Origin of the sequence: Flavobacterium sp. (assembly GCF_044357305.1) — a bacterium.
Classification (GTDB): Bacteria; Bacteroidota; Bacteroidia; order Flavobacteriales; family Flavobacteriaceae; genus Flavobacterium.
Genome location: NZ_JBIKPS010000003.1, coordinates 91,370 through 116,650 on the forward strand (window position 1 = coordinate 91,370; position 25,281 = coordinate 116,650).

26 protein-coding genes and 1 pseudogene are annotated in these 25,281 nt (G+C 33.2%); 10 read left to right on the forward strand and 17 right to left on the reverse strand.

From position 1 onward, the window contains the following. Window positions 1-20: 20 nt before the first annotated feature. Complete coding sequence (locus ACIQ2J_RS03745) at window positions 21-1,217, reverse strand: serine hydrolase domain-containing protein (RefSeq protein ID WP_396166873.1); 1,197 nt, start codon at window positions 1,215-1,217, stop codon at window positions 21-23. Between the two features lie 225 nt (window positions 1,218-1,442). Here ACIQ2J_RS03745 and ACIQ2J_RS03750 point away from each other — a divergent pair, with 225 nt between their 5' ends. The 3 genes from ACIQ2J_RS03750 (at window position 1,443) to ACIQ2J_RS03760 (ending at window position 6,960) form a co-directional block, all read left to right on the forward strand. Continuing rightward, entirely contained in the window at window positions 1,443-2,645 is a 1,203-nt protein-coding gene (locus ACIQ2J_RS03750; RefSeq protein WP_396166876.1) for an NAD(P)-dependent oxidoreductase, read from the forward strand. A gap of 411 nt (window positions 2,646-3,056) precedes the next feature. Beyond that, window positions 3,057-5,156 carry a glycoside hydrolase family 97 protein gene (locus ACIQ2J_RS03755; RefSeq protein ID WP_396166879.1) on the forward strand — a complete coding sequence of 700 codons (2,100 nt, stop codon included), beginning with the start codon at window positions 3,057-3,059 and terminating at the stop codon, window positions 5,154-5,156. 25 nt (window positions 5,157-5,181) lie between these two features. After that, window positions 5,182-6,960, forward strand: coding sequence for an MFS transporter (locus ACIQ2J_RS03760; protein ID WP_396166881.1), 1,779 nt, complete (start codon window positions 5,182-5,184; stop codon window positions 6,958-6,960). 250 nt (window positions 6,961-7,210) lie between these two features. Here the strand turns inward: ACIQ2J_RS03760 and creD are convergent, their stop codons facing one another. The 6 genes from creD to ACIQ2J_RS03790 are packed head-to-tail and all read right to left on the reverse strand — an operon-like array spanning window position 7,211 to window position 10,986. Next, window positions 7,211-8,509 carry a cell envelope integrity protein CreD gene (gene creD / locus ACIQ2J_RS03765; RefSeq protein ID WP_396166884.1) on the reverse strand — a complete coding sequence of 433 codons (1,299 nt, stop codon included), beginning with the start codon at window positions 8,507-8,509 and terminating at the stop codon, window positions 7,211-7,213. Between the two features lie 19 nt (window positions 8,510-8,528). Further along, window positions 8,529-8,840 carry a hypothetical protein gene (locus ACIQ2J_RS03770; protein ID WP_396166887.1) on the reverse strand — a complete coding sequence of 104 codons (312 nt, stop codon included), beginning with the start codon at window positions 8,838-8,840 and terminating at the stop codon, window positions 8,529-8,531. A 1-nt stretch (window position 8,841) separates the two neighbouring features. Next, window positions 8,842-9,495, reverse strand: coding sequence for a DUF1361 domain-containing protein (locus ACIQ2J_RS03775; RefSeq protein ID WP_396166890.1), 654 nt, complete (start codon window positions 9,493-9,495; stop codon window positions 8,842-8,844). 2 nt (window positions 9,496-9,497) lie between these two features. After that, the gene (locus ACIQ2J_RS03780) at window positions 9,498-9,953 is read right to left on the reverse strand and encodes a hypothetical protein (protein WP_396166892.1); all 456 of its coding nucleotides are present in this window, start codon (window positions 9,951-9,953) and stop codon (window positions 9,498-9,500) included. A gap of 53 nt (window positions 9,954-10,006) precedes the next feature. Beyond that, the gene (locus ACIQ2J_RS03785) at window positions 10,007-10,303 is read right to left on the reverse strand and encodes a winged helix-turn-helix domain-containing protein (RefSeq protein ID WP_396166894.1); all 297 of its coding nucleotides are present in this window, start codon (window positions 10,301-10,303) and stop codon (window positions 10,007-10,009) included. Between the two features lie 59 nt (window positions 10,304-10,362). After that, window positions 10,363-10,986, reverse strand: a complete 624-nt coding sequence (locus ACIQ2J_RS03790) for a hypothetical protein (protein WP_396166896.1) — start codon at window positions 10,984-10,986, stop codon at window positions 10,363-10,365. Window positions 10,987-11,075: 89 nt separating this feature from the next. Here ACIQ2J_RS03790 and ACIQ2J_RS03795 point away from each other — a divergent pair, with 89 nt between their 5' ends. Continuing rightward, the gene (locus tag ACIQ2J_RS03795; RefSeq protein ID WP_396166898.1) at window positions 11,076-12,440 is read left to right on the forward strand and encodes a M28 family peptidase; all 1,365 of its coding nucleotides are present in this window, start codon (window positions 11,076-11,078) and stop codon (window positions 12,438-12,440) included. 118 nt (window positions 12,441-12,558) lie between these two features. On the opposite strand, the gene ACIQ2J_RS03800 is transcribed toward ACIQ2J_RS03795, so the two are convergent. The 3 genes from ACIQ2J_RS03800 to ACIQ2J_RS03810 all read right to left on the reverse strand — a co-directional run bounded on the left by ACIQ2J_RS03800 (window position 12,559) and on the right by ACIQ2J_RS03810 (window position 14,822). Further along, window positions 12,559-13,446 carry a hypothetical protein gene (locus ACIQ2J_RS03800; protein WP_396166900.1) on the reverse strand — a complete coding sequence of 296 codons (888 nt, stop codon included), beginning with the start codon at window positions 13,444-13,446 and terminating at the stop codon, window positions 12,559-12,561. Between the two features lie 11 nt (window positions 13,447-13,457). After that, window positions 13,458-14,276 carry a 3-deoxy-8-phosphooctulonate synthase gene (gene kdsA / locus ACIQ2J_RS03805; protein ID WP_396166902.1) on the reverse strand — a complete coding sequence of 273 codons (819 nt, stop codon included), beginning with the start codon at window positions 14,274-14,276 and terminating at the stop codon, window positions 13,458-13,460. Window positions 14,277-14,357: 81 nt separating this feature from the next. After that, on the reverse strand, window positions 14,358-14,822 hold the full coding sequence (locus ACIQ2J_RS03810; protein ID WP_396166904.1) for a 2-dehydro-3-deoxyphosphooctonate aldolase: 465 nt from the start codon (window positions 14,820-14,822) through the stop codon (window positions 14,358-14,360). Between the two features lie 90 nt (window positions 14,823-14,912). Here ACIQ2J_RS03810 and ACIQ2J_RS03815 point away from each other — a divergent pair, with 90 nt between their 5' ends. The 3 genes from ACIQ2J_RS03815 to ACIQ2J_RS03825 all read left to right on the forward strand — a co-directional run bounded on the left by ACIQ2J_RS03815 (window position 14,913) and on the right by ACIQ2J_RS03825 (window position 16,236). Then, complete coding sequence (locus ACIQ2J_RS03815; protein WP_396166906.1) at window positions 14,913-15,470, forward strand: YeeE/YedE family protein; 558 nt, start codon at window positions 14,913-14,915, stop codon at window positions 15,468-15,470. 10 nt (window positions 15,471-15,480) lie between these two features. Continuing rightward, entirely contained in the window at window positions 15,481-15,894 is a 414-nt protein-coding gene (locus ACIQ2J_RS03820; protein WP_396166908.1) for a DUF6691 family protein, read from the forward strand. A 75-nt stretch (window positions 15,895-15,969) separates the two neighbouring features. Continuing rightward, window positions 15,970-16,236, forward strand: coding sequence for a heavy-metal-associated domain-containing protein (locus ACIQ2J_RS03825; RefSeq protein ID WP_396166910.1), 267 nt, complete (start codon window positions 15,970-15,972; stop codon window positions 16,234-16,236). 50 nt (window positions 16,237-16,286) lie between these two features. Here the strand turns inward: ACIQ2J_RS03825 and ACIQ2J_RS03830 are convergent, their stop codons facing one another. The 5 genes from ACIQ2J_RS03830 to panB all read right to left on the reverse strand — a co-directional run bounded on the left by ACIQ2J_RS03830 (window position 16,287) and on the right by panB (window position 19,648). After that, window positions 16,287-16,562 carry an ATP-dependent Clp protease adaptor ClpS gene (locus tag ACIQ2J_RS03830; protein WP_396166912.1) on the reverse strand — a complete coding sequence of 92 codons (276 nt, stop codon included), beginning with the start codon at window positions 16,560-16,562 and terminating at the stop codon, window positions 16,287-16,289. 25 nt (window positions 16,563-16,587) lie between these two features. Then, window positions 16,588-17,421 (reverse strand): 50S ribosomal protein L11 methyltransferase, encoded by an 834-nt coding sequence (gene prmA / locus ACIQ2J_RS03835; RefSeq protein ID WP_396166914.1) that lies wholly within the window; start codon window positions 17,419-17,421, stop codon window positions 16,588-16,590. Window positions 17,422-17,505: 84 nt separating this feature from the next. Next, the gene (locus ACIQ2J_RS03840; RefSeq protein WP_396166917.1) at window positions 17,506-17,901 is read right to left on the reverse strand and encodes a hypothetical protein; all 396 of its coding nucleotides are present in this window, start codon (window positions 17,899-17,901) and stop codon (window positions 17,506-17,508) included. Window positions 17,902-18,110: 209 nt separating this feature from the next. Continuing rightward, the gene (locus ACIQ2J_RS03845; RefSeq protein ID WP_396166919.1) at window positions 18,111-18,800 is read right to left on the reverse strand and encodes an RluA family pseudouridine synthase; all 690 of its coding nucleotides are present in this window, start codon (window positions 18,798-18,800) and stop codon (window positions 18,111-18,113) included. A gap of 29 nt (window positions 18,801-18,829) precedes the next feature. After that, complete coding sequence (panB, locus tag ACIQ2J_RS03850) at window positions 18,830-19,648, reverse strand: 3-methyl-2-oxobutanoate hydroxymethyltransferase (protein ID WP_396166921.1); 819 nt, start codon at window positions 19,646-19,648, stop codon at window positions 18,830-18,832. A 269-nt stretch (window positions 19,649-19,917) separates the two neighbouring features. Between panB and ACIQ2J_RS03855 the strand changes: the two are divergent. Then, a pseudogene (locus ACIQ2J_RS03855) lies at window positions 19,918-20,980 on the forward strand (outer membrane beta-barrel protein). Here ACIQ2J_RS03855 and ACIQ2J_RS03860 read toward each other — a convergent pair. Both ACIQ2J_RS03860 and ACIQ2J_RS03865 read right to left on the reverse strand, forming a co-directional pair. Beyond that, window positions 20,958-21,338, reverse strand: a complete 381-nt coding sequence (locus tag ACIQ2J_RS03860; RefSeq protein ID WP_396166924.1) for a DUF2809 domain-containing protein — start codon at window positions 21,336-21,338, stop codon at window positions 20,958-20,960. The pseudogene ACIQ2J_RS03855 and the gene ACIQ2J_RS03860 sit on opposite strands and share 23 nt — an antisense overlap. A 5-nt stretch (window positions 21,339-21,343) precedes the next feature. Next, window positions 21,344-22,771: an L-serine ammonia-lyase gene (locus ACIQ2J_RS03865; protein ID WP_396166927.1), complete on the reverse strand. Its 1,428-nt coding sequence runs from the start codon at window positions 22,769-22,771 to the stop codon at window positions 21,344-21,346. A 256-nt stretch (window positions 22,772-23,027) separates the two neighbouring features. On the opposite strand from ACIQ2J_RS03865, the gene dnaK reads away from it, so the two are divergent. Both dnaK and ACIQ2J_RS03875 read left to right on the forward strand, forming a co-directional pair. Then, window positions 23,028-24,914, forward strand: coding sequence for a molecular chaperone DnaK (gene dnaK / locus ACIQ2J_RS03870; protein ID WP_396166930.1), 1,887 nt, complete (start codon window positions 23,028-23,030; stop codon window positions 24,912-24,914). Window positions 24,915-25,041: 127 nt separating this feature from the next. Further along, a complete protein-coding gene (locus ACIQ2J_RS03875; protein WP_396166933.1) occupies window positions 25,042-25,278 on the forward strand; it encodes a DUF4258 domain-containing protein in 237 nt (78 codons plus the stop codon). The last annotated feature ends 3 nt before the right edge of the window (window positions 25,279-25,281 follow it).

The window sequence follows — 25,281 nt, forward strand, 5'->3', positions numbered from 1 at the left end:
TTAGGATTATTTTGTATCCATTATTCTCCTTTTCCCTCTATAGTTTTAAAAGGATAATCTCCAAATAAAGGTGCCAATTGCTTTGTCTTATAGGTTTTGTGGGTATATTTGTTAGATATTACAAACATAGTTACCTTCTCTTTTTTTAAGTAAATATAACAAGAGGTATTGCCATGCCACCAGCCATTATGGTAATAAAAAGGTTCTCCTTCTTCAAATTCTAACATTCGAATTCCCAATCCATAATTACGTTTCCCTTTCTTTTCATTACTATAACCATGGTAGACTTTTTTTAGTAATTCCGGATTTAGATAGGAAGGTGAATAGCGCGCCACATCAAACTTTAATAAATCTCTTGGAGTAGAGTAAATATTTTTATCTCCATAAACACCATCTAGATATTCAACAGCCAAGTCCATGTTACCTTTATAAGATAAAGATACGTTGCCTTTATGTTTAGAAGTTTCATAAACAAAGGTATGTGTCATGCCAAGTGGTTTGAAAATCATTTCCTTCAGTGCTTCTGGGTATTTTAATTTGGTAACTTTTTCAATAATTAGTGCCAACATGGCATAATTAGTGTTGCAATAACCAAAGCGTGTATCTGTTTTTGACTCTAACGGTATGTTTTTATCCTTCATTACTGAAATTATATCTTGGTTGGAAAGTTCTTTTTTTCTATCCCAATTGCCATCATCATAAGTAAAATAAGCATAATTTTTCATGCCGCTTCGGTGGTTTAACAATGTTAAAACCGTAACATCTGGATAAGGAAAATCAGGTAAAAATTCAGTAACTTTTTGTTCTAATTTAATTTTTCCTGCATCCACAAGCATCAAAACTGCTGCAGATGTAAGTACTTTCGTTACCGAAGCAATATGTAATGGAGTATCCGCAGTGATTAATTCCTTTTTGCTTCTATTGGCAAATCCATTGTAATTTTCGTATAAAACTTGTCCATTTTGAGCCACTAAAAAACTAACATTATCTTCCTTATTCCATACTTTATGGAAAAATGCATCTATACGTAACTTCTTATCGTTGCAGTAATTTGGATCCAAAGTAGGCATTACTTCTTGTAAAGGATTCAAAACTGGAAGTCCATTTTCATTGACTTTAACTACTTTTTCGGCAATTCTTTCCTTTTTTTTACAAGCAGTAAAGGAAGTGCCAATAGAAATAAGTAGGAGGCTATATAATATAATTCTTTTTTTCATTAATTTGGGAGATAAAAAGCAAATATAGGTAAACCAATTCCTTGTCAAAACACTTTTCAAGAAAGGTATTAACATGTTTTTCACATTCTTGTAGGGCGAAAATGTAATCCTTTGTTTTTCAATAAATAGTACTATTCCTGTATTTGTAATTATTATCTAAAATGTTTTGAAAACGATTTCGTTAATGGTATTTTTGCCACACAAACAAACAAGAACACCCTACAAATGAAATTTGGAATAGTTAAAGAAAGAAAAAACCCACCCGATAGAAGAGTAGTTTTCACCCCCGAAGAATTAGTTAGATTACAAGCCGAACATCCAGATGCCGTTGTTAAAGTGGAAGCATCGGATATTAGAGTTTTTACAGATGAAGAATATACCAATTTAGGTATTGAAGTTGCAACTGATTTAAGTGATTGCGATGTGCTTTTTGGAGTGAAAGAAATTCCAGTGGAAGCATTGATTCCAAATAAAAAGTATTTTTTCTTTTCGCATACGATAAAAAAACAGCCTTACAATAGAAAATTATTGCAAGCAGTTTTAGAAAAAAATATTGAACTTTACGATCACGAAACGATAGTAGATGCAAACAATAGACGATTAATTGGTTTTGGAAGATATGCAGGAATTGTTGGTGCTTACAATGGTTTTAGAGGTTTCGGAATTAAATACGATTTATTCAATTTGCCCAAAGCAGAAACTTTAAAAAACCAAGAAGACTTAATTGTTCGATTGAAAAGACAAACGCTTCCTAATCTTAAAATTGTAGTTACAGGTTTTGGGAAAGTAGGCATGGGAATTAAAGAAATGCTGGACGGCATGAAGATAAAAGAGGTTTCTGTAGCCGATTTTTTAAATAAAAAATATTCTTCTCCAGTCTATACTCAAATTGATGTTTTAGATTATAATAAACGTTTGGACGGAAAAGTTTTAGACAATAAAGATTTCTATCAAAATCCACAAGAATACACTTCCGACTTTGAGCGTTTCACTAAAGTTGCCGATATTTATATGGCAGGTCATTTTCACGGAAATGGCGCTCCAGATATTTTAACTAATGAAATGCTAAAAGCATCCGATTGCAAAATTAAAGTCGTTGCCGATATTTCATGTGATGTTGATGGCCCTGTAGCTTGTACCCTTAAAGCATCTACCATTGCAGATCCTTTCTTTGGGTATTTGGCTTCCGAAAACAAAGAAGTTCCGTACACGCATCCAGGTTCTATATTGGTAATGTCGGTAGATAATTTGCCTTGCGAATTGCCAAAAGATGCCAGTGAAGGCTTTGGAGAAATGTTTATGCAGCACGTAATTCCTGCTTTTTTTAATGGGGATAAAGACGGCATTTTACAACGAGCCAAAATGACCGAAAACGGAAAACTAACCGAACGATTCGCTTACCTACAAGATTATGTAGACGGAAAGTAAAAAACCAATCCCGACTAAAATCGGGATTTTTTTTATAGAAATTGTTAACAAGAAAACGTTTGCGTAAACTTTTTTTATAGGTAATTTTAGTCCGCATTGTTTATAAATGTATTTTTATGAAAAATTGATTGTTTTTTAGAGTAATACTTTAATTTTCATTGTTGTCCGATAAAACTAACTATTTGCTTTGTTAAGTCTTACAAATATTATGAAATTTTAGACTCAACTTAATTTTTAATATATTCTCGCTAAGACACAAAGTCGCAAAGAACTCAGATATAAACTGCGCCTTCGCGCCTCTGCGAGAAAAAACATATAATGTATTTAGCAATAAATATTTTAATCGGACAATAATGTTTAATTTTAATTTAAAACCCAATTTTATTTAGCTCTATCACCTCTTATCCTATTATGAAAAAACTACCCTTATTAATCTTATTGTTTTGTGTTACCATTGGTAATTCCCAAAACCTTCTTTCACCCTCCCAAAAGTTAAGCCTTACTTTTAGTCTTTCCAAAGAAGGAAAACCAACGTATTCCATAAATTACAAAAACCAATCTATTGTAAAGGAAAGTACTTTAGCAATTCTATTAAAAGGATTACCCGCTTTAGATGCTAATTTCCGCATAGACAGTATTGGTCAATATAAAGTTAACGAAACGTGGCAACCTGTTTTGGGCGAACAGTTGAATATAAAAAACAGCTATAACCAAATGACGGTTGCGCTTTCACAATTGTCAACCAACAGAAAGATAAATATCATTTTTAGAGTTTTTGACGAAGGTGTTGCTTTTAGATATGAATTTCCAAAGCAAAAAAATCTGAATTATTTTATTATTTCCGATGAAATATCGCAATTTAATTTGACAGGTAATCATAAAACTTTTTGGATTCCAGGAGATTATGATAGTCAAGAATACGCTTATAATGAAACCAATTTATCCGCTATAGACAATTCTAAATTAGATTTGAATAATGGAATAGGAGTGAAGTCCATTGCAAGTTCGTTTCGTGTGCAATCGCCTTTAATGATGAAATCTTCGGAAGGTATTTATATCAATATTTTTGAAGCTGCTGTAGTTAATTATCCATTAATGCATCTAGATGTAGATACTAAAAATTTCGCGTTGACTTCTAATTTAGTTCCGAATGCCATTGGCGATAAAGCTTATCTTCAAACGCCTTGTGTCTCACCTTGGAGAACTATTATGATGAGTGATGATGCACGTGATATTGTAGGTTCAAAAATGATATTAAACTTAAACGAACCTTGTAAAATAGACGACACTTCATTCATTAAACCAATGAAATATGTTGGGGTTTGGTGGGAAATGCATGTAGGTAGATCTACTTGGGATTATGCAGGTTCTCAAAATGCACAAAACGCTGCTGATGGAAGTTTAAAACCATCCGGAAAACACGGAGCAACTACTGAAAACACTAAAAGATACATCGATTTTGCAGCCAAAAATGGTTTTGATGGTGTTCTTGTAGAAGGTTGGAATGTAGGTTGGGAAGATTGGTTTGGAAACTGGAAAGAAGAAGTTTTCGATTTTACGACTCCTTATCCGGATTATAATTTGAAAGAGGTAAATGATTATGCTAAATCGAAAGGGATTAAAATGATTATGCACCATGAAACATCAGGTTCGGTAGCAAATTACGAAAGACATTTGGATAGAGCTTTGAATTTGATGAAAGATTACGGATATCCTGCAGCAAAATCAGGTTATGTAGGAAGAATTATTCCTCGTGGTGAATTTCACGATGGTCAAACTATGGTCAACCATTTTAACTTTGTTGCTAGAAGATTTGCCGATTATAAATTGATGGTCAATTCGCACGAAAGTTCCCGTCCAACAGGATATTCAAGAACTTATCCTAACTATATTGCGGCAGAAGCAGCTCGTGGAAATGAGTTTAACGCTTGGTCAGTTGGAAACCCGCCAATGCACGAAACCATTTTGCCATTCACCAGATTATTAGGTGGACCAATGGATTACACGCCTGGAATTTTTGAAATCAAAATGAGTTATTACGATAAAACCAAAACCGAGCAAGTGCATACTACATTGGCAAAACAATTGGCGTTATACTTAACTATGTATTCGCCTTTGCAAATGGCGGCCGATTTACCAGAAAATTATGAGCGTTATCCAGATGCATTTCAATTCATTAAAGACGTTGCTGTAGATTGGCAAGAGTCTAAATATTTAGAAGCAGAACCAGGCGATTATTTAACTGTTGCAAGAAAAGAAAAAAACGGTGAACGTTGGTTTTTAGGAGCCATTACCGATGAAAATGCTCGTAAAACAGAAATTAAGTTGGATTTCTTATCACCAAATAAAAAGTACCAAGCTATTATTTATCAGGATGGTACCGATGCCGATTGGAAAAATAATCCAAAATCGTATGCTATAAAAACCGTCGAAGTTACCTCTAAGTCAAAAATTAAATTATATTTGGCTAATGGTGGTGGAACTGCTATAAGTTTCAAACCAATAAACTAAAACCAAACCAAATAAACTATAACTTATGAGTTCAGAACAAATCAAAACCAATTATCCTGCTTTATATACGCTGATTACAGTGTTTTTTTTCTGGGGATTTATTGCTGCTGGGAACAGTATTTTTATTCCATTTTGTAAAAGTTATTTTTCGTTAGATCAATTTCAATCGCAATTGGTTGATTTTGCTTTTTACACCGCTTATTACGTTGGAGCTTTATTACTGTTTGCCTTAGGCGATATTTCAGGAAAAGATATTGTAGGAAAATGGGGTTACAAGAAAAGTATCGTTTACGGATTATTATTTTCAGCACTTGGAGCGGGTGCTATGATTATTGCTGTTGAAGCAAGCCTTTATGCCGGAATGTTGGTAGGCTTATTTATTGTTGCTTTGGGATTTTCATTGCAACAAACTGCTGCCAACCCTTTTGCTATTTTATTAGGTGATCCAAAAACGGGTGCTAGTAGAGTAAATCTTGGTGGCGGAATCAACTCTTTTGGAACTACAATTGGTCCAATTGTGGTGGCTTTGGCTTTATTTGGAACGGCAAAATCTATTTCAGATGAGCAAATAAAAGCTTTAGAATTAAGTAAAGTAGTGATTTTATATATTGGTGTTGGATTGTTGTTCATTGCAGCAGCAGCTTTGTTTTACTTCTCTAAAAAAGTACCAAGTGGCATTGCAAATGAGCCAATGGAAAAAGCAAATAAAGCATTGAGAACACTTGTTGTAATGACTGTTTTGCTTGGCGTTATGTTTACTCCAGTTTTTCAAAGTTATAAAAGCGATGAAGCCATTAAAATAGAGTCTTTGAATAAAGAAGTTGAAGATATAAAGAAGGATTTGATAGTTACAACTTATGTTGCAAATTCACCTGAACTTCTTGAAATTGATAAAAAGATTACAGATAATGAAGCTCAGGTAACATTATTAAAACAAGGCTTAGAAAAAAATAGAATGTTATGGCTTTCTGGAGCATTATTAGTTGTTCTTGGTGGAATTTTATTTTCTTATACATCAGCTAGAAAGAATTCTGAAGGTTGGGGTGCCATGCAATATCCACAATTAGTATTGGGAATGTTGGCTATTTTTACTTATGTTGGAGTAGAAGTTGCAATTGGAAGTAATCTTGGTGAGCTTTTAAAATTAAAAGAGTTTGGAAGTTTACAATCGTCAGATATTGCCCCTTATATTTCAATGTATTGGGGAAGTTTAATGATTGGTCGTTGGGCTGGAGCTATTAGTGTTTTTAATCTTCAAGGAAGTAAAAAAACAATAGCTTTAATCATAGTTCCATTGATTGCTTTTGGAATTATTTTAGGTGTTAACATTCTTTCTGGTAAAGATATGAAACCGCTTTATTATTATGTAGTTTGTGTTTTAATTCAAATAGGAGCTTTCTTTTTGAGTAAAGATAAACCTGCAAGAACTTTAATGATTTTTGGAAGTTTCGGAATTATTGCCATGTTAGTTGGTTTGTTTACTACTGGAACTGTGGCAATTTATGCTTTCCTTGCCGGAGGGTTAGCTTGCAGCATTATGTGGCCATCCATTTTTAGTTTATCAATTATTGGATTAGGAAAATATACTTCTCAAGGTTCAGCATTTTTAATTATGATGATTTTGGGTGGAGGAATTATTCCGCCAATTCAAGGTAAATTATCTGATATTATTGGAATTCATCAATCGTATATTATTGCAGTAGTTTGTTTTGGATATCTGACTTTATTTGCTGTTTTAGTAAAAGGTCTTTTGAAAAAACAAAACATTGATGTTGATGCTATTGAGGTAGAAGGAAGTCATTAGTTAGTTGTCAGTTGTCAGTTGACAGTCTTGACTAATTTTAAAAATATAACTCCGAAGGAAAGTAAAATTTCTTTCGGAGTTTATATTTATATCAAATGGTTGGCTGTCTAGCCCTGATTGCAGTGGAAATCCTTTTTTAACTCCGACAGAGTTTTGAACTCTGTCGGAGTTGAAAAAGATTGCAACGGAAAGCAGGAATTGCCTTTACAGATAGGCCGCAAGCCGTTCGCTCCTGATTTTAAAATAATTATTACTGCTTATTCCATTCTATTTTTCGAGAGAAATACATCACCGCTGAAAGAATTAAGAATAATCCGACACTTCCTACCAATAGCGCGTAATCTTCGAGTTGGATGATGACGTAAATGAAGGTGTAGAGCACCGAAAGTGCGATAAAGATGAAACTTGGAAATTTTCTATCTTTTAGGATGGAAATGGAATAAAGTGCGATTAATACTACAACCGAGGTTCCTGCTATGGCGTAAGCAAAACTAAAACTACTGTGCTCGGTGATGGAAATTAGCAAGGTGTAAAACATGATAAGGGCAATTCCAATCATGGTATATTGAAAAATATGGATGCTAATTTTGCTAATGGATTGGATGAGGAAGAAGATTAAAAAGGTCAATCCGATTACTAAAAACCCGTATTTTGAGGCACGTTCGTTTTGTTGGTATTCGTCTACAGGAGTAATGAAATCGACTGCAAAAGCATATTTACTTAGTTCTGGCAGTACTTCAAAATTTTCTTGGGCAAACGGGCGATTGAAATGTAGAATTTTCCAAGTGGCATCGAAACCTTTGTTGGTGATTTTTTTGTCGTTTGGAATAAAACTTCCGTTGAAATTTGGCGATCCCCAATTGGAGGTCATTCGGGCATCGGTGGTTTTACCAATAGGTACAATACTAATGCGCTTGCTTCCGTTATAGGTAATATGGATTTTAAACGGCGCATTTTTAAGGGTATTGTAATTGAAATATCCTGTTTCTAAAGATTCAATAGAATCGTTGGCTTGGGAGTTGTGAATGGGTTCGAAAGTAAAATTGGATGCTCCAAATTTTATTTTCACTTCGTCGTTAACACTTTTTAAGTTGGTCGTTCTAATTACGATAGAGGCTTTATCCCAATACACATTTTCAGTAGGAATATTCTTTTTGCTAAAGTTGGGTTGCACATAATTTCCAGAAAATTGCATCTTAGTAGTGAACACATTCGACTTGTAGATGCTGCGTTGCAAAGGTGTTTTGATTTCGGTAGTGGAACTGTTTGTAAGTTGTTCGGGAAAGAAAAAGGCATTTTCTATCCGCAAGGTAATGGGATCTTTGTAAGGGATTTTTAAAATTGGTCCGTAAAAATAGACACTTTCTCCCCATTTGGATGTGGTTTCGGCTACGACTTCTTTTTGGCGTTGGCTGCGTTCGGTTATTAAACTTTGTACATAACTCAGCGGAAGCAATAATGCTAAGGTTAGTAAACCTACCATAATCATTTTGGCAGTGGTGGTTTGAAAGAACGATTTTTGTTCGTTTTCTGAATTTGAAATTTCCATGATTTTAATTATTTAGTTATTAATTTTTGAATTGTATTAGTACGAATAGATATAGTGCTGCAATTGGAATATTAGCAAGGAGGATTAACATTTGAAAAGCAATTTCTTCCCGTTCTTTCCAGTTAAAAACTACTTGCAGTAAAAGAACAGCGAAACAAATTCCATTTAAAAAAAATGCAAGTAGCACATATATTAATCCACTAATTAGTATATCTTCTTCTTTTGGAAAAAGAAAGGCTAGTAGCAGAAAAAGGCTTCCAATTAGGAACGACCAAAAGGCCAATTGCGCTGGAAAATATCCTTGAACGTCTTTTATTTGTAGTTGTTTCATATTATTTATCAGAATTAAATTGGATGTAAATACTATTGACTATTAGAATTAAAGTTCCTAATTCTAAAGAAAAAACTATAGTTTCTACCTTAAAAATAGAATCTAATATTGATTTTATTAGGGAGATAGGATTGCTAATAATATCCCAACTGTTGAATCGCAGCACTCTTCCTATATAAATTCCAAAGGCACATAAATAACTAATGGAAATAAGGAATATTCTTGAAGTTGTATTGGAATAGAAAAATTGAATTTGTTTGTAGATGGTATCAATGGAAAGTATTCCAAAATAAAAACCTGCAATTGTAAAACTGGTTAGAAGCGCAAAATCAAAAATATACTGTCTTAAATTGTAATGGTTTAAATGCACAAAATCGGTTATTAGATAAAATGTATTTGGAAGGAATAATAACCATATAATTATAATGCCTAAATTCTTCAGATTGCTTTTTCTAAGCCTAAAATCAGTTTTGATGCTTGTAGATAATGCGAAGGGGATTGCCGCTAGAAATAGATTCCATAATAGAAACAATAAATAAATGGAATGGGTTATTTTTACTCGCAATAAAAGTAATGTTATGGCTATTAAGGAGCTGATAATTAAATAATTATTTTGTTTTTTGTTTAAAATGTAAAGACTAATTAAGTTGTTCATATTTAGTTGATATTAAAGGTTTCTTGAATTTTTTTTAAAGGAATTGGAAGCATTTTATAAAAATCTAAATAATAAAAGGCATGTGCATTTTTCCCTTTTTGGAAGGATATTAAAAAGTTTTTTAATTCAAATGGATAGAAGAGCAAACCTGTTGCTATAACTATAAACACAAACGGACTTCGTTTGCCATTTCCTAGTAAATAAAATTGCATAACCACTTCATCTTTAACCGTGATTCCAGTATTGGTGAGCACATGATACGCATCGTGTTCTTCTAAACTACTTTGGATGTTAAAATTGTATTTCAATAAAAAACAACCATAATGAAACGCCAAACTTTCCTGCGGATATTGTAATAATTCCTTTGTAGTTATGCTCCAAGGATTACTATTCTTAAAGAAGAATTGGTAGGGAACTTTAATAATTCTGTAGAGTGATTCGATAATTATTTCTTTCATTTTAATATTTAAAAGTACTTTGAATTTCAAAGTAAATGGTTAAAAAAATAGGATTAACTTTTGGCAATCAATTTTTCAAGCGCTTCAATATGAGCAGAAAATGCTTTTTTTCCTGCTTGGGTTGCGATGTATTTTGTATTTGGTTTTTTGCCAATAAATTGTTTTTCAATTTGAATGTAATTTTCGGTTTCTAGAGCTTTTGTATGGGAGGCAAGATTGCCGTCAGTAACCCCAAGAAGTTCTTTCAGCATATTGAAATCGGCACTTTCATTGACCATCAATATCGACATGATCCCCAAACGAATTCGGTGATCAAAGGCTTTGTTTATATTTTGTAAGATGGTTTTCAATTTATTGGTATCTATTTTTTAAATCTGTAATCTAACTTCTATAATCTGCAATCTTAAAATTAATTTCTATCGTATTTAAAATACATTACACTTCCGTAAAGAATATGGCAAACTCCAAATCCGAGAGCCCAAAATAATAATCCGTATCCTAAAAACCAGGTGGAAAGTAATCCTAAAAGAATCATAGTAATTCCTAAATAGCGTACATCACCAATAGTATATTTGCTAGCATTCACACACCCTAAACCATAGAATATCAAGGTTAAAGGTGCTATTAATCCTAGAATTTCTTTTTCAATTAGAAATAAAATAAAAAATCCACCAGTTACTAATGGAATTGCAAAGTTAATCACCAATCGTTTGGAGGAAACATTCCATATTTTCTCATTACTTTTTTTGGCCTTATTTTTACTTAAAACAACTCCAGTTATTATAGATAATAGTATTACAGAGGTTGCAATAATAAAAAGGCGTTCTATTTGGGATTGGTTAATGATTAAGTTGGAATAATTCCCCAGGGTGGTGGTATCAAAATAAATTGTAGTATAGGTCAACCATGCTCCAATAAGGCAATAGATTCCTGCTAATACTCCGGATAGTCCTGATAGAGAAATAAAACGGGATGATTGATGCATCATGTTTTTTATTTCAGTAATGTCATTAAGATATTTTTCGTTTTCCATTTTAAAGTACTTTGAATTGCAAAGTAAATAAAATATAATTGTGAAACCAAATGTTTTTTAATTTATTTTTGATGCAAATTATACGCACCATGAAAAAAGCCCTATTTATAGTACTTCTACAATCTACCTTATGCTTCTCGCAAAATGCCGACGAAGCCATGTTAAAACAAATTTACAAATCGGCATTAACTGAAAGTCATTGCTATGGCTGGTTAGACGATTTGTCTAATAAAATTGGACATCGATTATCGGGTTCGGCTGGTGCCGAAAAAGGAGTTTTGTATACCAAGCAACAAATGGAAACTCTTGGTTTGGATAAAGTCTATTTGCAAGAAGTGATGGTGCCTAAGTGGGTGCGTGGTGAAAAAGAAGTGGCTTATGTTACCGTTGGAAAAAATAAAATAACGTTCCCAATTTGTGCTTTAGGGTTATCGGTTGCTACTCCCAAAACGGGTTTGAACGCTCCGATTCTAGAAGTAAAAAGCATAGAAGAATTAAAAGCCTTGGGTGCCGAAAAAGTGAAAGGCAAAATTATTTTCTTTAACCGACCTATGAATCCCGAATTTATTGAAACTTTTCACGCTTATGGAAGTTGCGTTGACCAACGATCTTCAGGTGCAAGAGAAGCCGGAGAATTGGGTGCTGTTGGGGTAATTGTACGCTCAATGAACCTTCGTCTAGACGATTTACCGCATACTGGAATGACCAATTACAAAGATACTCCCATAGAAAAACGAATTCCTGCTGCTGCAATTTCTACCAATGGGGCAGAGGCTTTGAGTAAACTTTTGAAAACAAATTCCAATCTTTCGTTATATTTCAAACAATCGTGTGAAATTTTTGCCGACGTAAAATCGTATAATGTTATTGGCGAAATTAAAGGTTCAGAACATCCAGAACGCATTATGGTGGTTGGAGGACATTTAGATTCTTGGGATCTTGGAGATGGATCACAAGATGATGGTGCAGGTTGTGTGCAAAGTATGGCCGTTTTAGAGTTGTTTAAAAAATTGGATTACCATCCTAAAAATACCATTCGCGTGGTGCTATTTATGAATGAAGAAAACGGAGTGAAAGGCGGAACAAAATATGGGGAGGAAGCTACTAAGAATATAGAGAATCACATTTTTGCAATGGAAAGCGACTCGGGTGGATTTTCCCCAAGAGGATTTTCTATTGATTCGGATGAAATAAATTTCACTAAAATTGCTAGTTGGAAGAATTTATTTGAACCTTATTTGATTCATATCTTTGCTAAAGGCCATTCGGGAACCGATATTGAACCCATTAAATCGGAAAATATCGTAAAAGTAGGATTACATCCCGATTCACAACGTTATTTTGATTACCATCATGCCGCTAACGATACATTTGATGCTGTAAACAAACGTGAATTAGAACTCGGAGCCGCAACGATGGCTTCCTTGATGTATTTATTTGATAAGTATAATTAGGAAAATTTATATCAAGTATTTAGTTTTTAAACCATTAAGGTATTAAGTTTCATTAAGACTAGATCTTAAATTTTTCTTAATACCTTAATGGTTTGAAATAAATTTAATTGTTATTAATCTAAAGGCTGAAAATACCTCCAAAAGAAATTATTCTTTGTAAAAACATAAAATGCTGTCTAGCGGTATCATTAGTTACTGCAGTAGTTCGGATGTCGTTCATATTGATATAACCTCCTTTAAGTTCGCCTTGTACAAAGAAGTGTTTGAAAACAGTTACATTAATTCCAACTTTAGCAGAAACACCAACTCCAGAAACATGAAAATCATCGTGTCTTTCTTTTCCTAAAACTTTAGCATTTGTTTTTGGATATAAAAATCCACCACCAATACCTTCGGTAAGGTTTATTTGAATTTTATCGGTATTGGTAATTCCAAATAGTTTAGAAAAATCATCTACACGAGAAATTTCCGAATTGATATAATTTAATCCATCGGTATGTTCAAAAGTTAAAAATGGAGTCCCAGTATCGTAATCGGTATAATTCATTAAAAAATTAACGGGAGTGTTATTGTAAACTCCATTATATATAGATCCAGCATCACTCAATGGAAGATTTACATTTCCAGTAACATTTGCTATTTGATCTTGTCGCATAACATATTTCATGTGGTCTAAACCTAGTGAAATATTATAATGATCGTTGATAAAATACCCCATTCGGAAGTTCGTTTGTGGGATAGTCATTCTTCCAGGGTTTACGTAATCGGCATGCCAGCCTTTTGGTTTGTCATCTGCTATAGCATCGATAACGGTAAAATCGTAATTATCTCCTTTAAAATGTATATCCGATTTGGAAAAGTTTTCTCTATTCCCGCCCCAAAAAATATAAAATTTTCCCTTGTTATGTGCTGTGTATTTAACAGGATTTGGAGTTTCTTGTGCGAACATATTGTTTACAAAAACTCCTAATACTAAAACGGCCAGAATTCTTAATCTTGGTAACATTTTTTGTGTTATTAAAATTGATTTATGGTTTTTCTTATAGACACCAATTTGGTCATTAAATCTTCAAAATAGTCAAGGTGTAACATATTAGCACCATCGCTTTTTGCATTTGCAGGATCAAAATGGGTTTCAATAAATATTCCATCTACACCAACAGCAATTCCAGCTTTGGCAACGGTTTCAATCATATCGGGTCTTCCACCAGTTACACCAATAGTTTGGTTGGGTTGTTGCAGGGAATGGGTAACATCCAGAACCGTAGTTGCATATTGTTGCATGGTTGGAATACCTCTATAATCTACAATCATGTCTTGGTAGCCAAACATTGTTCCTCTGTCGGTTACCATCACGTTTTCATTATGGCAATCTAAAACTTTTTGAACGGCATGTTTCATACTTTCCGGACTCATAAATTGTCCTTTTTTCAAATTCACCGTTTTTCCAGTATTTGCAGCAGCAACCACTAAATCGGTTTGGCGCACTAAAAAAGCAGGAATTTGAAGAACGTCTACATATTCGGCAGCCATTGCAGCATCTTCATTAGTATGAATATCGGTTACGGTTGGAACATGAAAAGTTTCTGAAATTTTTCTCAAAATTTTCAATGCTTTTTCATCGCCAATTCCAGAAAAACTATCAATTCTAGAACGATTGGCTTTTTTGAATGAACCTTTAAAAACAAATGGAATTTCCAATTTATCGGTAATGGTCATTAATTTTTCTGCAATACGAAAAGCCATTTCTTCTCCTTCAATAGCGCACGGCCCTGCTAGAAGAAAGAAGTTGCCACTTTCGGTATGCTTTATTTGGGGAATATTTGTTAAATTCATGTGTTGAAAATTTTTGCAAAGATAATAAGAAAAAACCTTCTAATAGTTCAATTTAGAAGGTTTCTATATGTTAATTAAAAGTTATTCTTGAATGTGTTTTTTTATTTTTAAACCTTTCGGGCAAAGTACTTTTCCTTTTTCATATATATTTAAATACAAATTTAATTTTGTATCGTTTCCTTCCATAGTAATTACATAAACTTCCAAGGTTCCTGCCCCCATTACGCTTTTAATGGTAGGGAATGGACAACAGTTATCTATTTTAGTGTAAGTTATTTTTTCGCCCTTAGGTCCTTCCAAAGCATTAAAAAAATAAACAATATTCTTTGGGGAATATTTCTCGTTTTCAAAACCTAAATTGATGGGATAGTCTTTATCAAATCCATATTTTCCATCCGAAGCATATTCATTTATAATAAATTGATTATTTCTCACAGGAGGTTTTATTGCGTTGTTATCTACATTTTTAAGGGTAGATTTTACGCTTCCGCAAGAGGTGAAAAAGGCTGTGAATAGCAGTAAAATTAGTAATTGATAGGTTTTCATTTTAATAAACAGAATTATTTTTATTCAAATATGTTAATTAATTATCAAAAATCAAACCACTCTCTCTATTTTTGTAAAAAATAATACGAAATGAATTTCTTATCTCAAACCTGGCATTGGTCTATTTCTGGTTTCCTAATCGGAATGGTAATGCTAACCTTAATATATTTTGGAAAATCTTTTGGAATGTCAACCAATCTCCGAAGTTTATGTTCGTTAACCGGAATTGGCAAACGAGTTTCTTTTTTTAATTGGGACTGGAAATCACAACGATGGAATTTAGTCGTAGTGCTTGGCGCGATGATGGGCGGCTATTTTGCAACACATTTTTTATCCGATGCAAATAATGTTTCTATTAATCCAGCCACTATTTTGAAATTACAAAAATTAGGAATTGATGCTCCAAATGGTAAGTTAATTCCGGATGCTATTTTTGGATTGGATGTTTTTCATTCTCTAAAAAAGATTTTTGTATTGGTTTTCGGAGGATTTCTTATTGGATTTGGATCTCGATATGCTGGAGGATGCACCTCAGGGCATGCCATATCCGGCTTAAGTAATTTTCAATTACCTTCTTTAAAAGCCGTGATTGGTTTTTTTATTGGTGGTTTAATTATGGTTAACTTTATTTTCCCATTAATTTTTTAAAAAAAACAAAATGAATTTAATAAAATATTTATTGGTAGGATTTGTATTTGGAGTAGTTTTAACCAAAACAGAAGCCGTTTCTTGGTATCGAATTTTTGAAATGTTCCAGTTTGATTCGTTTCACATGTATGGAATTATTATGACTGCAATTGCTACGGGAGTTGTTGGAATTCAAATAATAAAAAGAAATAATATTAAAGATATCAAAGGATTACCTATTGAAATTTTAGATAAAGAACGTGGTACTTTTAGGTACTGGATTGGCGGATTAATTTTCGGACTAGGTTGGGCATTGGTTGGGTCTTGTCCTGGACCAATTTTTATTTTAATTGGCGCTGGATTTATGACTATTGGTTTTGTGTTATTTGGAGCCTTATTTGGAACTTTTATTTATGGTTATTTTAAGGATAAATTACCGCATTAATTATTAGTTTATGTAACTTTTGTTACATAAAAAGTTTTGTTATTACTTTAACTTTGTTTTATAAATAGTAAAATTATGACAAAAACTTTGAACATACAAAATTTGAAATGTAGCGGTTGTGCCAATACCATTTTGACTAAATTAAGCAATTTGGATAAAGTTTCTGGAGTAACGGTAGATGTTGAAAACAATTCGGTTACCTTTGATTATCAAGACGATTTTGCTCTGCATGAAGTGAAAGAAACCTTGAAATCTAATGGATATCCCGAAGAAGGAGAAAATAATCCTTTGGTAACGAAAGCAAAATCTTTTGTGAGTTGCGCTATCGGAAAAATGAATTAATATTTCAAATGAAATACCCCAAAAACTAAATTAGTGTTTGGGGTATTTTTTTATTCTATTTCAGCACTTAATCCTGCTTCTAGTAATTGGGTGCAAAGTGGTTTTAGTTCGTCAAACGAACCTGTTTTCACGGTGCATCTTCCTTTATAATGCACTAAAATAGCGCATTGTTCGGCTTGTTCGGAAGTGTGTTTGCAAACTTTAATCAAAGTATCAATAACATGATCAAAAGTATTGACATCGTCGTTATAAAGCACAATTTCATGGTTGATGCCCAATTGCTCTTCTACTAAAACCTCTTCTTGGACTTTTTCAATGGTACTCATAAATTTTCAAATATAAAGAATACTACTAATTTACATATTTTAAAGAAACCCAATTGTTTCGTTCGAATTTTTTAACGTAAGTCAATCCTTTTTCAGTGCACGAAGCGTCAATAAAAGGAATGTCTTCGTTGTAAAACCCACTCAATAATAGGATTCCGCCTTTATTTAAACAATCTACATAGGTTTGCATATCGTACAATAAAATATTTCGGTTGATGTTGGCAATGATTAAATCATAATTTTTACCTTTTAGCATTGCAGCTTCCCCTTCATAAACCGTTATTTCATGACAGTTATTACGTTCGGCATTTTCAACCGAATTCAAATAACACCAGTTGTCAATGTCAATAGCATCAATAGGTTTGGCTCCTTTCATTTCGGCAAGAATTGCAAGAATTGCGGTTCCGCAGCCCATGTCTAGGGTTTTCATTCCGGTAACATCTGTTTCTAATAAATGTTGGATCATCATGTGAGTTGTTTCGTGGTGTCCTGTACCAAAACTCATTTTTGGTTCGATAACGATATCAAATTCGGCAGCTGTTTTTGGATGGAATGGTGCGCGAACATGGCAATTTCCATCTACATCAATCGGCTCAAAATTCTTTTCCCATTCTTCATTCCAGTTCACGGGTGCTATTTCTTCTACAGTGTGGGTGATAGTAAATTCTAGAGAAGATAATATATGAATATCGTTTAAAACATCTGTAGTACAAAGATCTTTTTGGATGTAAGCTACAATTCCTAAATCGGTTTCAATGAAACTTTCAAAGGCTTTTTCGCCCAATTCTGCAATTAAAATTTCCGACCCAGATTCTTTGGGTGTTATAGTAAAATGATAGCCTAAATATATATTTGACATGGATTATTTTTTGCAAAGGTAAGAATCCAAAATCAAATCAAAGAGTAGAATAAAAAAAACCTAGCTTTCGGCTAGGTTGGATACTTATTTTTTTAGGTTGTTACATACATAAACAACTCTGTTGTAGATGTCGTGAACATTTTCAAATTCCCTCATTATTTCTGAATCAGGGGCTTTGGATTTTACTAATTCGTTAAGTAATTTAGTATGGCTTTTTAATACTGTAAGAACAGATTCTAATCTTGGAGATTTTAATTCTTGTGGTATTGTAGTAATATCTAAAGCGTCTACTTTGGTAACTAATTCCTGAGAATTAAGTTTTATTGGTTTGAAATCTCCTTCCTCTGAAGGTTTAAAAGAATTAGACATCAATTCGTGAAAACTCCCTAATTGTTTCCATTTATCGGTAACAGATTGAGCTGAAATAGTATTGATTGCCAAAAATAATGCAATAGCGAATAGAGATTTTAATAGTTTCATTTTTCGATTTATTAATACTACAATAATACAATTTTTATTTTTAATGAATAGTCTAAAAGTATAAATTATTGTTTGTTAAATGTTTTTTTTTTAAAACTACACGCTTTTCCTATTATTAAGAGCAAACTTTTTAATTTGTAAATAAACTCAAACGTGTTATTTGTATTTTTTGTAGTATTAAATTTATTTTAAAACCAGATAATATTATTTTAAATGGCACTCCAAATTACTTCCTCTGGAGTAGGAGCAAGGATGGTTAGTACTTCCTTAGAAACGGGATGAATAAAAACTAATTTTCTTGCATGCAAATGAATGCCTCCGTCCGGATTACTTCTATCAAAACCATATTTCAAATCGCCTTTTATCGGACTTCCAATTATAGATAATTGTGCTCTAATTTGATGGTGTCTTCCGGTATGAAGATTTATTTCTAAAGCAAAATAGTTGTTTAATTCTTTGATGATTTTATAATCTAAAGAGGCTTTTTTACTATCGGGAACTTCTTTAAGATGGGCTTTGGAAGTATTATTTTTTTCATTTCTTTTGATAAAATGAACCAAATTATCTTCATTTTTAGGTGGTTTATTTTTCACCACAGCCCAATAGGTTTTCTGGGTTTCGCGATTGCTGAAAAGTTCGTTCAATCTAGTTAATGCTTTGCTTGTTTTAGCAAAAACCACTATTCCTGTAGTAGGTCGATCCAATCGATGCACAACGCCCAAGAAGACTTCCCCAGGTTTATTATATTTTTCTTTAAGGTATTCTTTAACGACTTCCGAAAGCGGTTTATCGCCCGTTTTATCTCCTTGCACAATATCGCCTACGAGTTTGTTAATCACAATGATATGATTGTCTTCGTGAAGTACTTGAAGGTTGGATTTATTGGAAATGATTTTCATGATAATTCCCCCTTTGGGGGTTAGGGGGCTTAATACTGCTCATTAGCATTCGGGAAATCTTTACTTTTCACATCGGTAACATAATTTCCTATGGCTTGTGTCATTTGTTCGTAAAGGTTTAAGTATCTTCTTAAAAAACGAGGACTAAATTCATTATTCATTCCTAACATATCGTGAATTACCAAAACTTGACCGTCAACACCACCTCCAGCACCAATTCCGATTACGGGAATAGAGATGCTTTTTGCTACTTTTTCGGCTAAGTGAGCAGGTATTTTTTCTAAAACTAATGCAAAACAACCAAGTTTTTCTAATAATTTAGCATCTTCAATAAGTTTTTCTGCTTCTTCATCTTCTTTAGCACGAACAGTATAACTTCCAAATTTATAAATAGATTGAGGTGTTAAACCTAAATGTCCCATTACAGGAATTCCAGCATTTAATATTTTCTTGATAGATTCTTTAATTTCTCTTCCACCTTCTAGTTTTACTGCATGACCGCCACTTTCTTTCATAATTCGAATAGAAGAACGAAGCGCTTCTTTAGGATCCGATTGGTAGCTTCCAAAAGGTAAATCCACCACAACCAAAGCTCTTTGCACTGCTCTTACTACCGAAGACGCATGGTAAATCATGTGATCTAATGTAATAGGTAAAGTAGTTTCATAACCCGCCATAACATTACTGGCAGAATCTCCTACTAAAATTACATCAACCCCAGCGGTATCCACAATTTTAGCCATGGTATAATCGTAAGCTGTTAACATGGATATTTTTTCTCCATTGGCTTTCATTTCAATTAAGGACTTTGTAGTAATTCTTTTGTAATCTTTTTTTGCTACTGACATGAATAATGGAATATTATATATTAAATTTCTGATATTAAATTTAGAATGTAAAAGTAGTAAAACCTATTTGTTTAGTTGTGTTAATAGACGTAAAAAAATAGTATCAAATTTGAAAATACATTTTGTTTGACAAAAGCGATTTTAAAGTAGAAGATTATTCAATGGTTTATTCACCAATTTTAAATGTTCCGTTACATAGAAAAAATGGGTAAATTTGCCAATATTAATTTCGGATATAATTTAATATCCCTTTATAAAATTCAATTACAATGAAGTTTAATTGTTTTTATTTGATTCTATTTTTAAGTAGTACTTTCTGTCTTTTTTCTCAGGAAAATAAAGAAGTAAAAATTACCTTTTCTGGTTTTTTGGAAACCTATTATACCAATGATTTTCAAAATTCCAATACAGAAAAAAAGTTGCTTTTTATGTACAATTACAACCGTCAAAATGAAGGTAATCTAAATATTGGATTGCTTCGTGCGAAGGTTGCATTTGAAAATGGATACGGAAGTTTTGCTTTACATTCGGGTACGTATGTGGATGATAATTATGCTAATGAGAAAATCAAATACATTAGCGAAGCCTACTTAGGATTGTATTTGGATACCGCTAAAAAACAAACTTTAGAAGCAGGAATTATGCCCAGTTATATTGGTTTTGAATCGGCAACTACGGCTTCCAATTTAACACTTACACGTTCTATCTTGGCAGAAAATTCGCCTTATTTTATGACAGTAGTAAAATACAATTTTGCACCTTCTGCAAAATGGAATTTTTCAACTTTACTAACCAACGGATGGCAACGGATTAATAAGCCCAACAAAAAAGCATTGCCGAGTTTTGGTTATCAAATAGTCTATAAACCTTCGGATAATGCTACTTTAAATTGGAGTGTTTTTATTGGAGATGAACCTATAGAAACCGATTTGCGGACTCGATATTTTAGCAATCTATACTACGATTTCAAATGGAAAAATAAATTCCGAACTATTGCGGGATTTGATTTCGGATTGCAAAAAAAACTTGGAGGGCACAAGTTATTCCAATTGGTTTAGTCCAGTTGTTATAACCCAATATACTATAAATGCTAAATGGCAAACTGCCTTGAGAGGCGAGTATTATCAGGATGTAAAAAATGTTATGATAGCAAGTGCCAATAAATTTAAAACGTTTGGAACGTCACTTAATTTCGATTATTCGCCAAATTCTAAAATGAAAATTCGTACCGAAGCTCGGTATTTTAATTCTAAAGAAGGCGTTTTTTTAAGAAATGAAACTGCAGTTACGTCTAATTTTTTCGGAACTATTAGTTGGAGTTATGAGTTTTAAATAAAACGCTATCCATTAAATAAGCAATTGCAACGCCAATAGTATAAAATCCTAAATCGCTCCAAAGAAATCCTTGTCCAAGGATATAATGTCCTATGGTAGAGTTTCTTAGATTCAATATCCAATCGGCTCGATACAGTTGTTGGAATTCAATGCTGTAGCAAAAAAGTAAAGCAATGAAAATAGATTTTATAGGAGATAAAGAAAGAAACAGAAAACGCAATCCAAAGTAAATCATTATGGCATATAAAGTATCACCTATGAAAGTTGGAATGCCATTAATTTTTCGGGATACTATTCCCAAAAAGAGTACCATTAATATAATAAGGAAATACGAAATGCGTTTTTTTGGTAACATTGGTTTTAACAATCGGCTAAATTAACAGCTACAGCCAAACCACCTTCAGAAGTTTCTTTGTATTTCGAATTCATGTCTTTGGCGGTTTGCCACATGGTATCAATTACTTTATCCAATGGAACTTTTGCATTTTTGGCATCGGTTTCTAATGCTAATTCTGCGGCATTAATTGCCTTGATTGCACCCATAGTATTTCGTTCAATACACGGAATTTGAACCAAACCACCAATAGGGTCACAGGTCAAACCGAGGTGGTGTTCCATAGCAATTTCGGCTGCCATTTGCACTTGAGCAGGAGTGCCGCCCATTAATTCGCAAAGTGCTGCTGCAGCCATTGCCGAGGAAACGCCTATTTCCGCCTGACAGCCACCCATTGCTGCTGAAATAGTAGATCCTTTTTTGAAAATACTTCCAATTTCTCCAGCAACCATTAAAAATTGTTTGATTTCTTTTTCACCAGCTTGGTGGTTTTCAATAACCAAATAATACATCAGTACTGCAGGAATAACTCCAGCACTTCCGTTAGTTGGCGCGGTAACTACGCGACCTAAAGCAGCATTTACCTCGTTAACTGCCAAGGCAAAGCACGAAACCCATTTTAGTATTTGACGAAATTTCACTTCGGTTTTTCGAATGCATTGCATCCATTCTTGTGGATTGGAATAATTGGATAGCCCAATTAAATTTTGATGCATGTCAAATGCTCGTCTTCTTACGTTCAATCCACCAGGAAGTATACCCTCGCTATGACAACCTATGTACATACACTCGAGCATGGTATCCCAAATGCGCATTAATTCGGTGTGAATAACTTCTTCCGAACGCATCGATTTTTCATTTTCGAAAACTACTTCTGAAATAGATCTATTTTGAGTTGTGCAATATTCCAATAAATCCTTAGCATTTTGGACGGGATAAGGGAAAGCACATTTTATAGCCTGTTTCTTTTGGGCATTGACACGTTCTTCTTTCACCACAAATCCGCCACCAATTGAGTAGAAAGTAGAGGAATATTCAGTATTATCAAAAAAGGAAGCAGTAAAGGTCATTCCGTTGGCATGAAACGGCAAGAAATTTTTATTAAATTTAATATCTTCTTCTACATAAAAAGGAATTTCAAATGTGTTTCCTAAAAGTAGAATATTGGTATCTTTTATTTCTTTTATAATTTTAGCAATATTTTCCACCGGAATATATTCAGGATCTTGACCACTTAATCCTAGCATTACTGCTAAATCTGTAGCATGCCCGGTTCCTGTTAATGAAAGAGAACCATATAAATCGACTTTAATAAAATGGACTATTTCCAATTTATTAATCTCTCGAAGTTCTGCTAGAAAACGTTCGGCAGCACGCCAAGGTCCAAGAGTGTGCGAACTTGATGGGCCTACGCCAATTTTTAGCATGTCAAAAATCGAGATACATTCTTCCATAAGAAAAGTTTAGTTTGAAGGACAAATATAATCGAATAACTCAAAAAACAGAGTTTTAATGCGTCTTTAATTGCGAATTTGATAAACAAAAACCTTATTTCAATGTCATTTGTGTCATGTTGTCATATCTATTTACGCCAATTTTAACAAAAACTGACAATTCCCACTGTTTTTTCTATTGGCACAAAGATTGATTATTGCAACTCGAGTTGTTAAAACAAGTATACAATATAATTAAATATAAATATAAATAAAAATGGGTAAAATAATCGGAATTGATTTAGGTACAACAAACTCTTGTGTTTCTGTAATGGAAGGTAATGAAGCAGTAGTTATCCCTAATGCTGAAGGAAAAAGAACAACACCATCTATCATCGCTTTTGTAGAAGGTGGAGAAATTAAAGTAGGTGATCCTGCTAAGAGACAAGCAGTAACTAATCCAACTAAGACTATTGCTTCTATCAAACGTTTTATGGGACATACTTTTTCTGAAGTTTCGGCTGAAGCAAAAAGAGTTCCTTATTCTGTGGTAAAAGGGGACAACAATACACCACGTGTGGATATTGACGGTCGTTTGTATACTGCACAAGAATTGTCAGCTATGACACTTCAAAAAATGAAAAAAACTGCTGAAGACTATTTAGGTCAAACAGTTACAGAAGCAGTTATTACTGTTCCTGCTTACTTTAATGATGCACAACGTCAAGCTACAAAAGAAGCTGGTGAAATTGCAGGTCTTAAAGTTATGCGTATTATCAACGAACCTACAGCTGCAGCTTTAGCTTATGGTTTAGATAAAAAAGGTAAAGATCAAAAAATTGCTGTTTACGATTTAGGTGGAGGTACATTTGATATTTCTGTTCTTGAATTAGGAGATGGAGTTTTTGAAGTATTATCTACAGATGGAGATACGCACTTAGGAGGAGATGATTTTGACCACGAAATTATTGACTGGTTAGCTGACGAATTTAAAGCGGAAGAAGGTATTGATTTACGTTTAGATCCAATGTCTTTGCAACGTATTAAAGAAGCTGCTGAGAAAGCAAAAATTGAATTGTCTTCTTCTGCTGAAACTGAAATCAACTTACCTTATGTAACTGCTACAGCTTCAGGACCAAAACACTTAGTTAAAAAATTATCTAGAGCTAAATTTGAGCAATTGACTGATTCATTAGTAAAACGTTCTATGGCACCAGTTGCTAAAGCGTTGAAAAATGCAGGTTTATCTGTTTCTGATATTGACGAAGTTATTTTGGTAGGTGGTTCTACTCGTATCCCAAGAATTGTTGACGAAGTGGAGAAATTCTTTGGTAAAAAAGCATCTAAAGGAGTTAACCCTGATGAAGTTGTTGCAATTGGAGCAGCTATTCAAGGTGGAGTTCTTTCTGGAGATGTAAAAGATGTATTGTTGTTAGACGTTACTCCTTTATCTTTAGGTATCGAAACTATGGGTGGTGTTATGACAACTCTTATTGAGTCTAATACAACTATTCCAACTAAAAAATCACAAATTTTCTCTACAGCTGCAGATTCACAACCAACAGTTGAACTTCACGTTCTTCAAGGTGCAAGAGCAATGGCTGCTGATAACAAAACTATTGGTCGTTTCAACTTAGATGGTATTCCACCAGCACCAAGAGGAGTTCCACAAATTGAAGTAACTTTTGATATTGATGCTAATGGTATCATCAAAGTTTCTGCTACAGATAAAGGAACTGGAAAATCGCACGATATTCGTATCGAAGCTTCTTCTGGTTTAACTGCTGAAGAAATCGAAAGAATGAAAAAAGATGCTGAAGCAAATGCTGGAGCTGACAAAATCGCTAGAGAAAGAGCTGAAAAATTGAACGAAGCAGATGGAATGATCTTCCAAACAGAATCTCAATTGAAAGAACTTGGTGATAAATTAACTGACGAGCACAAAACAGCAATTGAATATGCTTTAACTGAATTGAGAATGGCGCACCAATCGCAAGATTTAGAGGCTATCCAAAAAGGTTTAGATAATATCAATGCTGCTTGGAAAACTGCAACTGAAGCAATGTATGCTCAAGGTGGTGACCAAGGTCAAGCACAACAAGCTGCTCCATCAGAACCACAAGGAGATAACACTCAAGATGTGGAATTTGAAGAAGTTAAATAAGTATTAAGTTATTAGTACAAAGTATTAAGACTAAACCGAGCAAGAAAATTGCTCGGTTTTTTTAATGTTTGTATTTATTGTTTTTTTAAACCTAATTTAATATATTTGTGTATAAAAAAAACGATTTATGCTATTTGAATTTTCGTCACATAGATTGGAACAAATTAAATTACGTTCCATCACTAAAGATGTTGTAGAGTTAGTTATAAATGAGCCTGATGAAATAATTATTGAAGAGGATAATCAACATGTTTTTCAAAAAATTATAGAAAATTATTTATATAGGGTTTTTATAAATACCAATAAAAATCCTTATGTTATTAAAACAGTTTATAGAACTTCCAAAATAACTAAATATTTGTAAAAA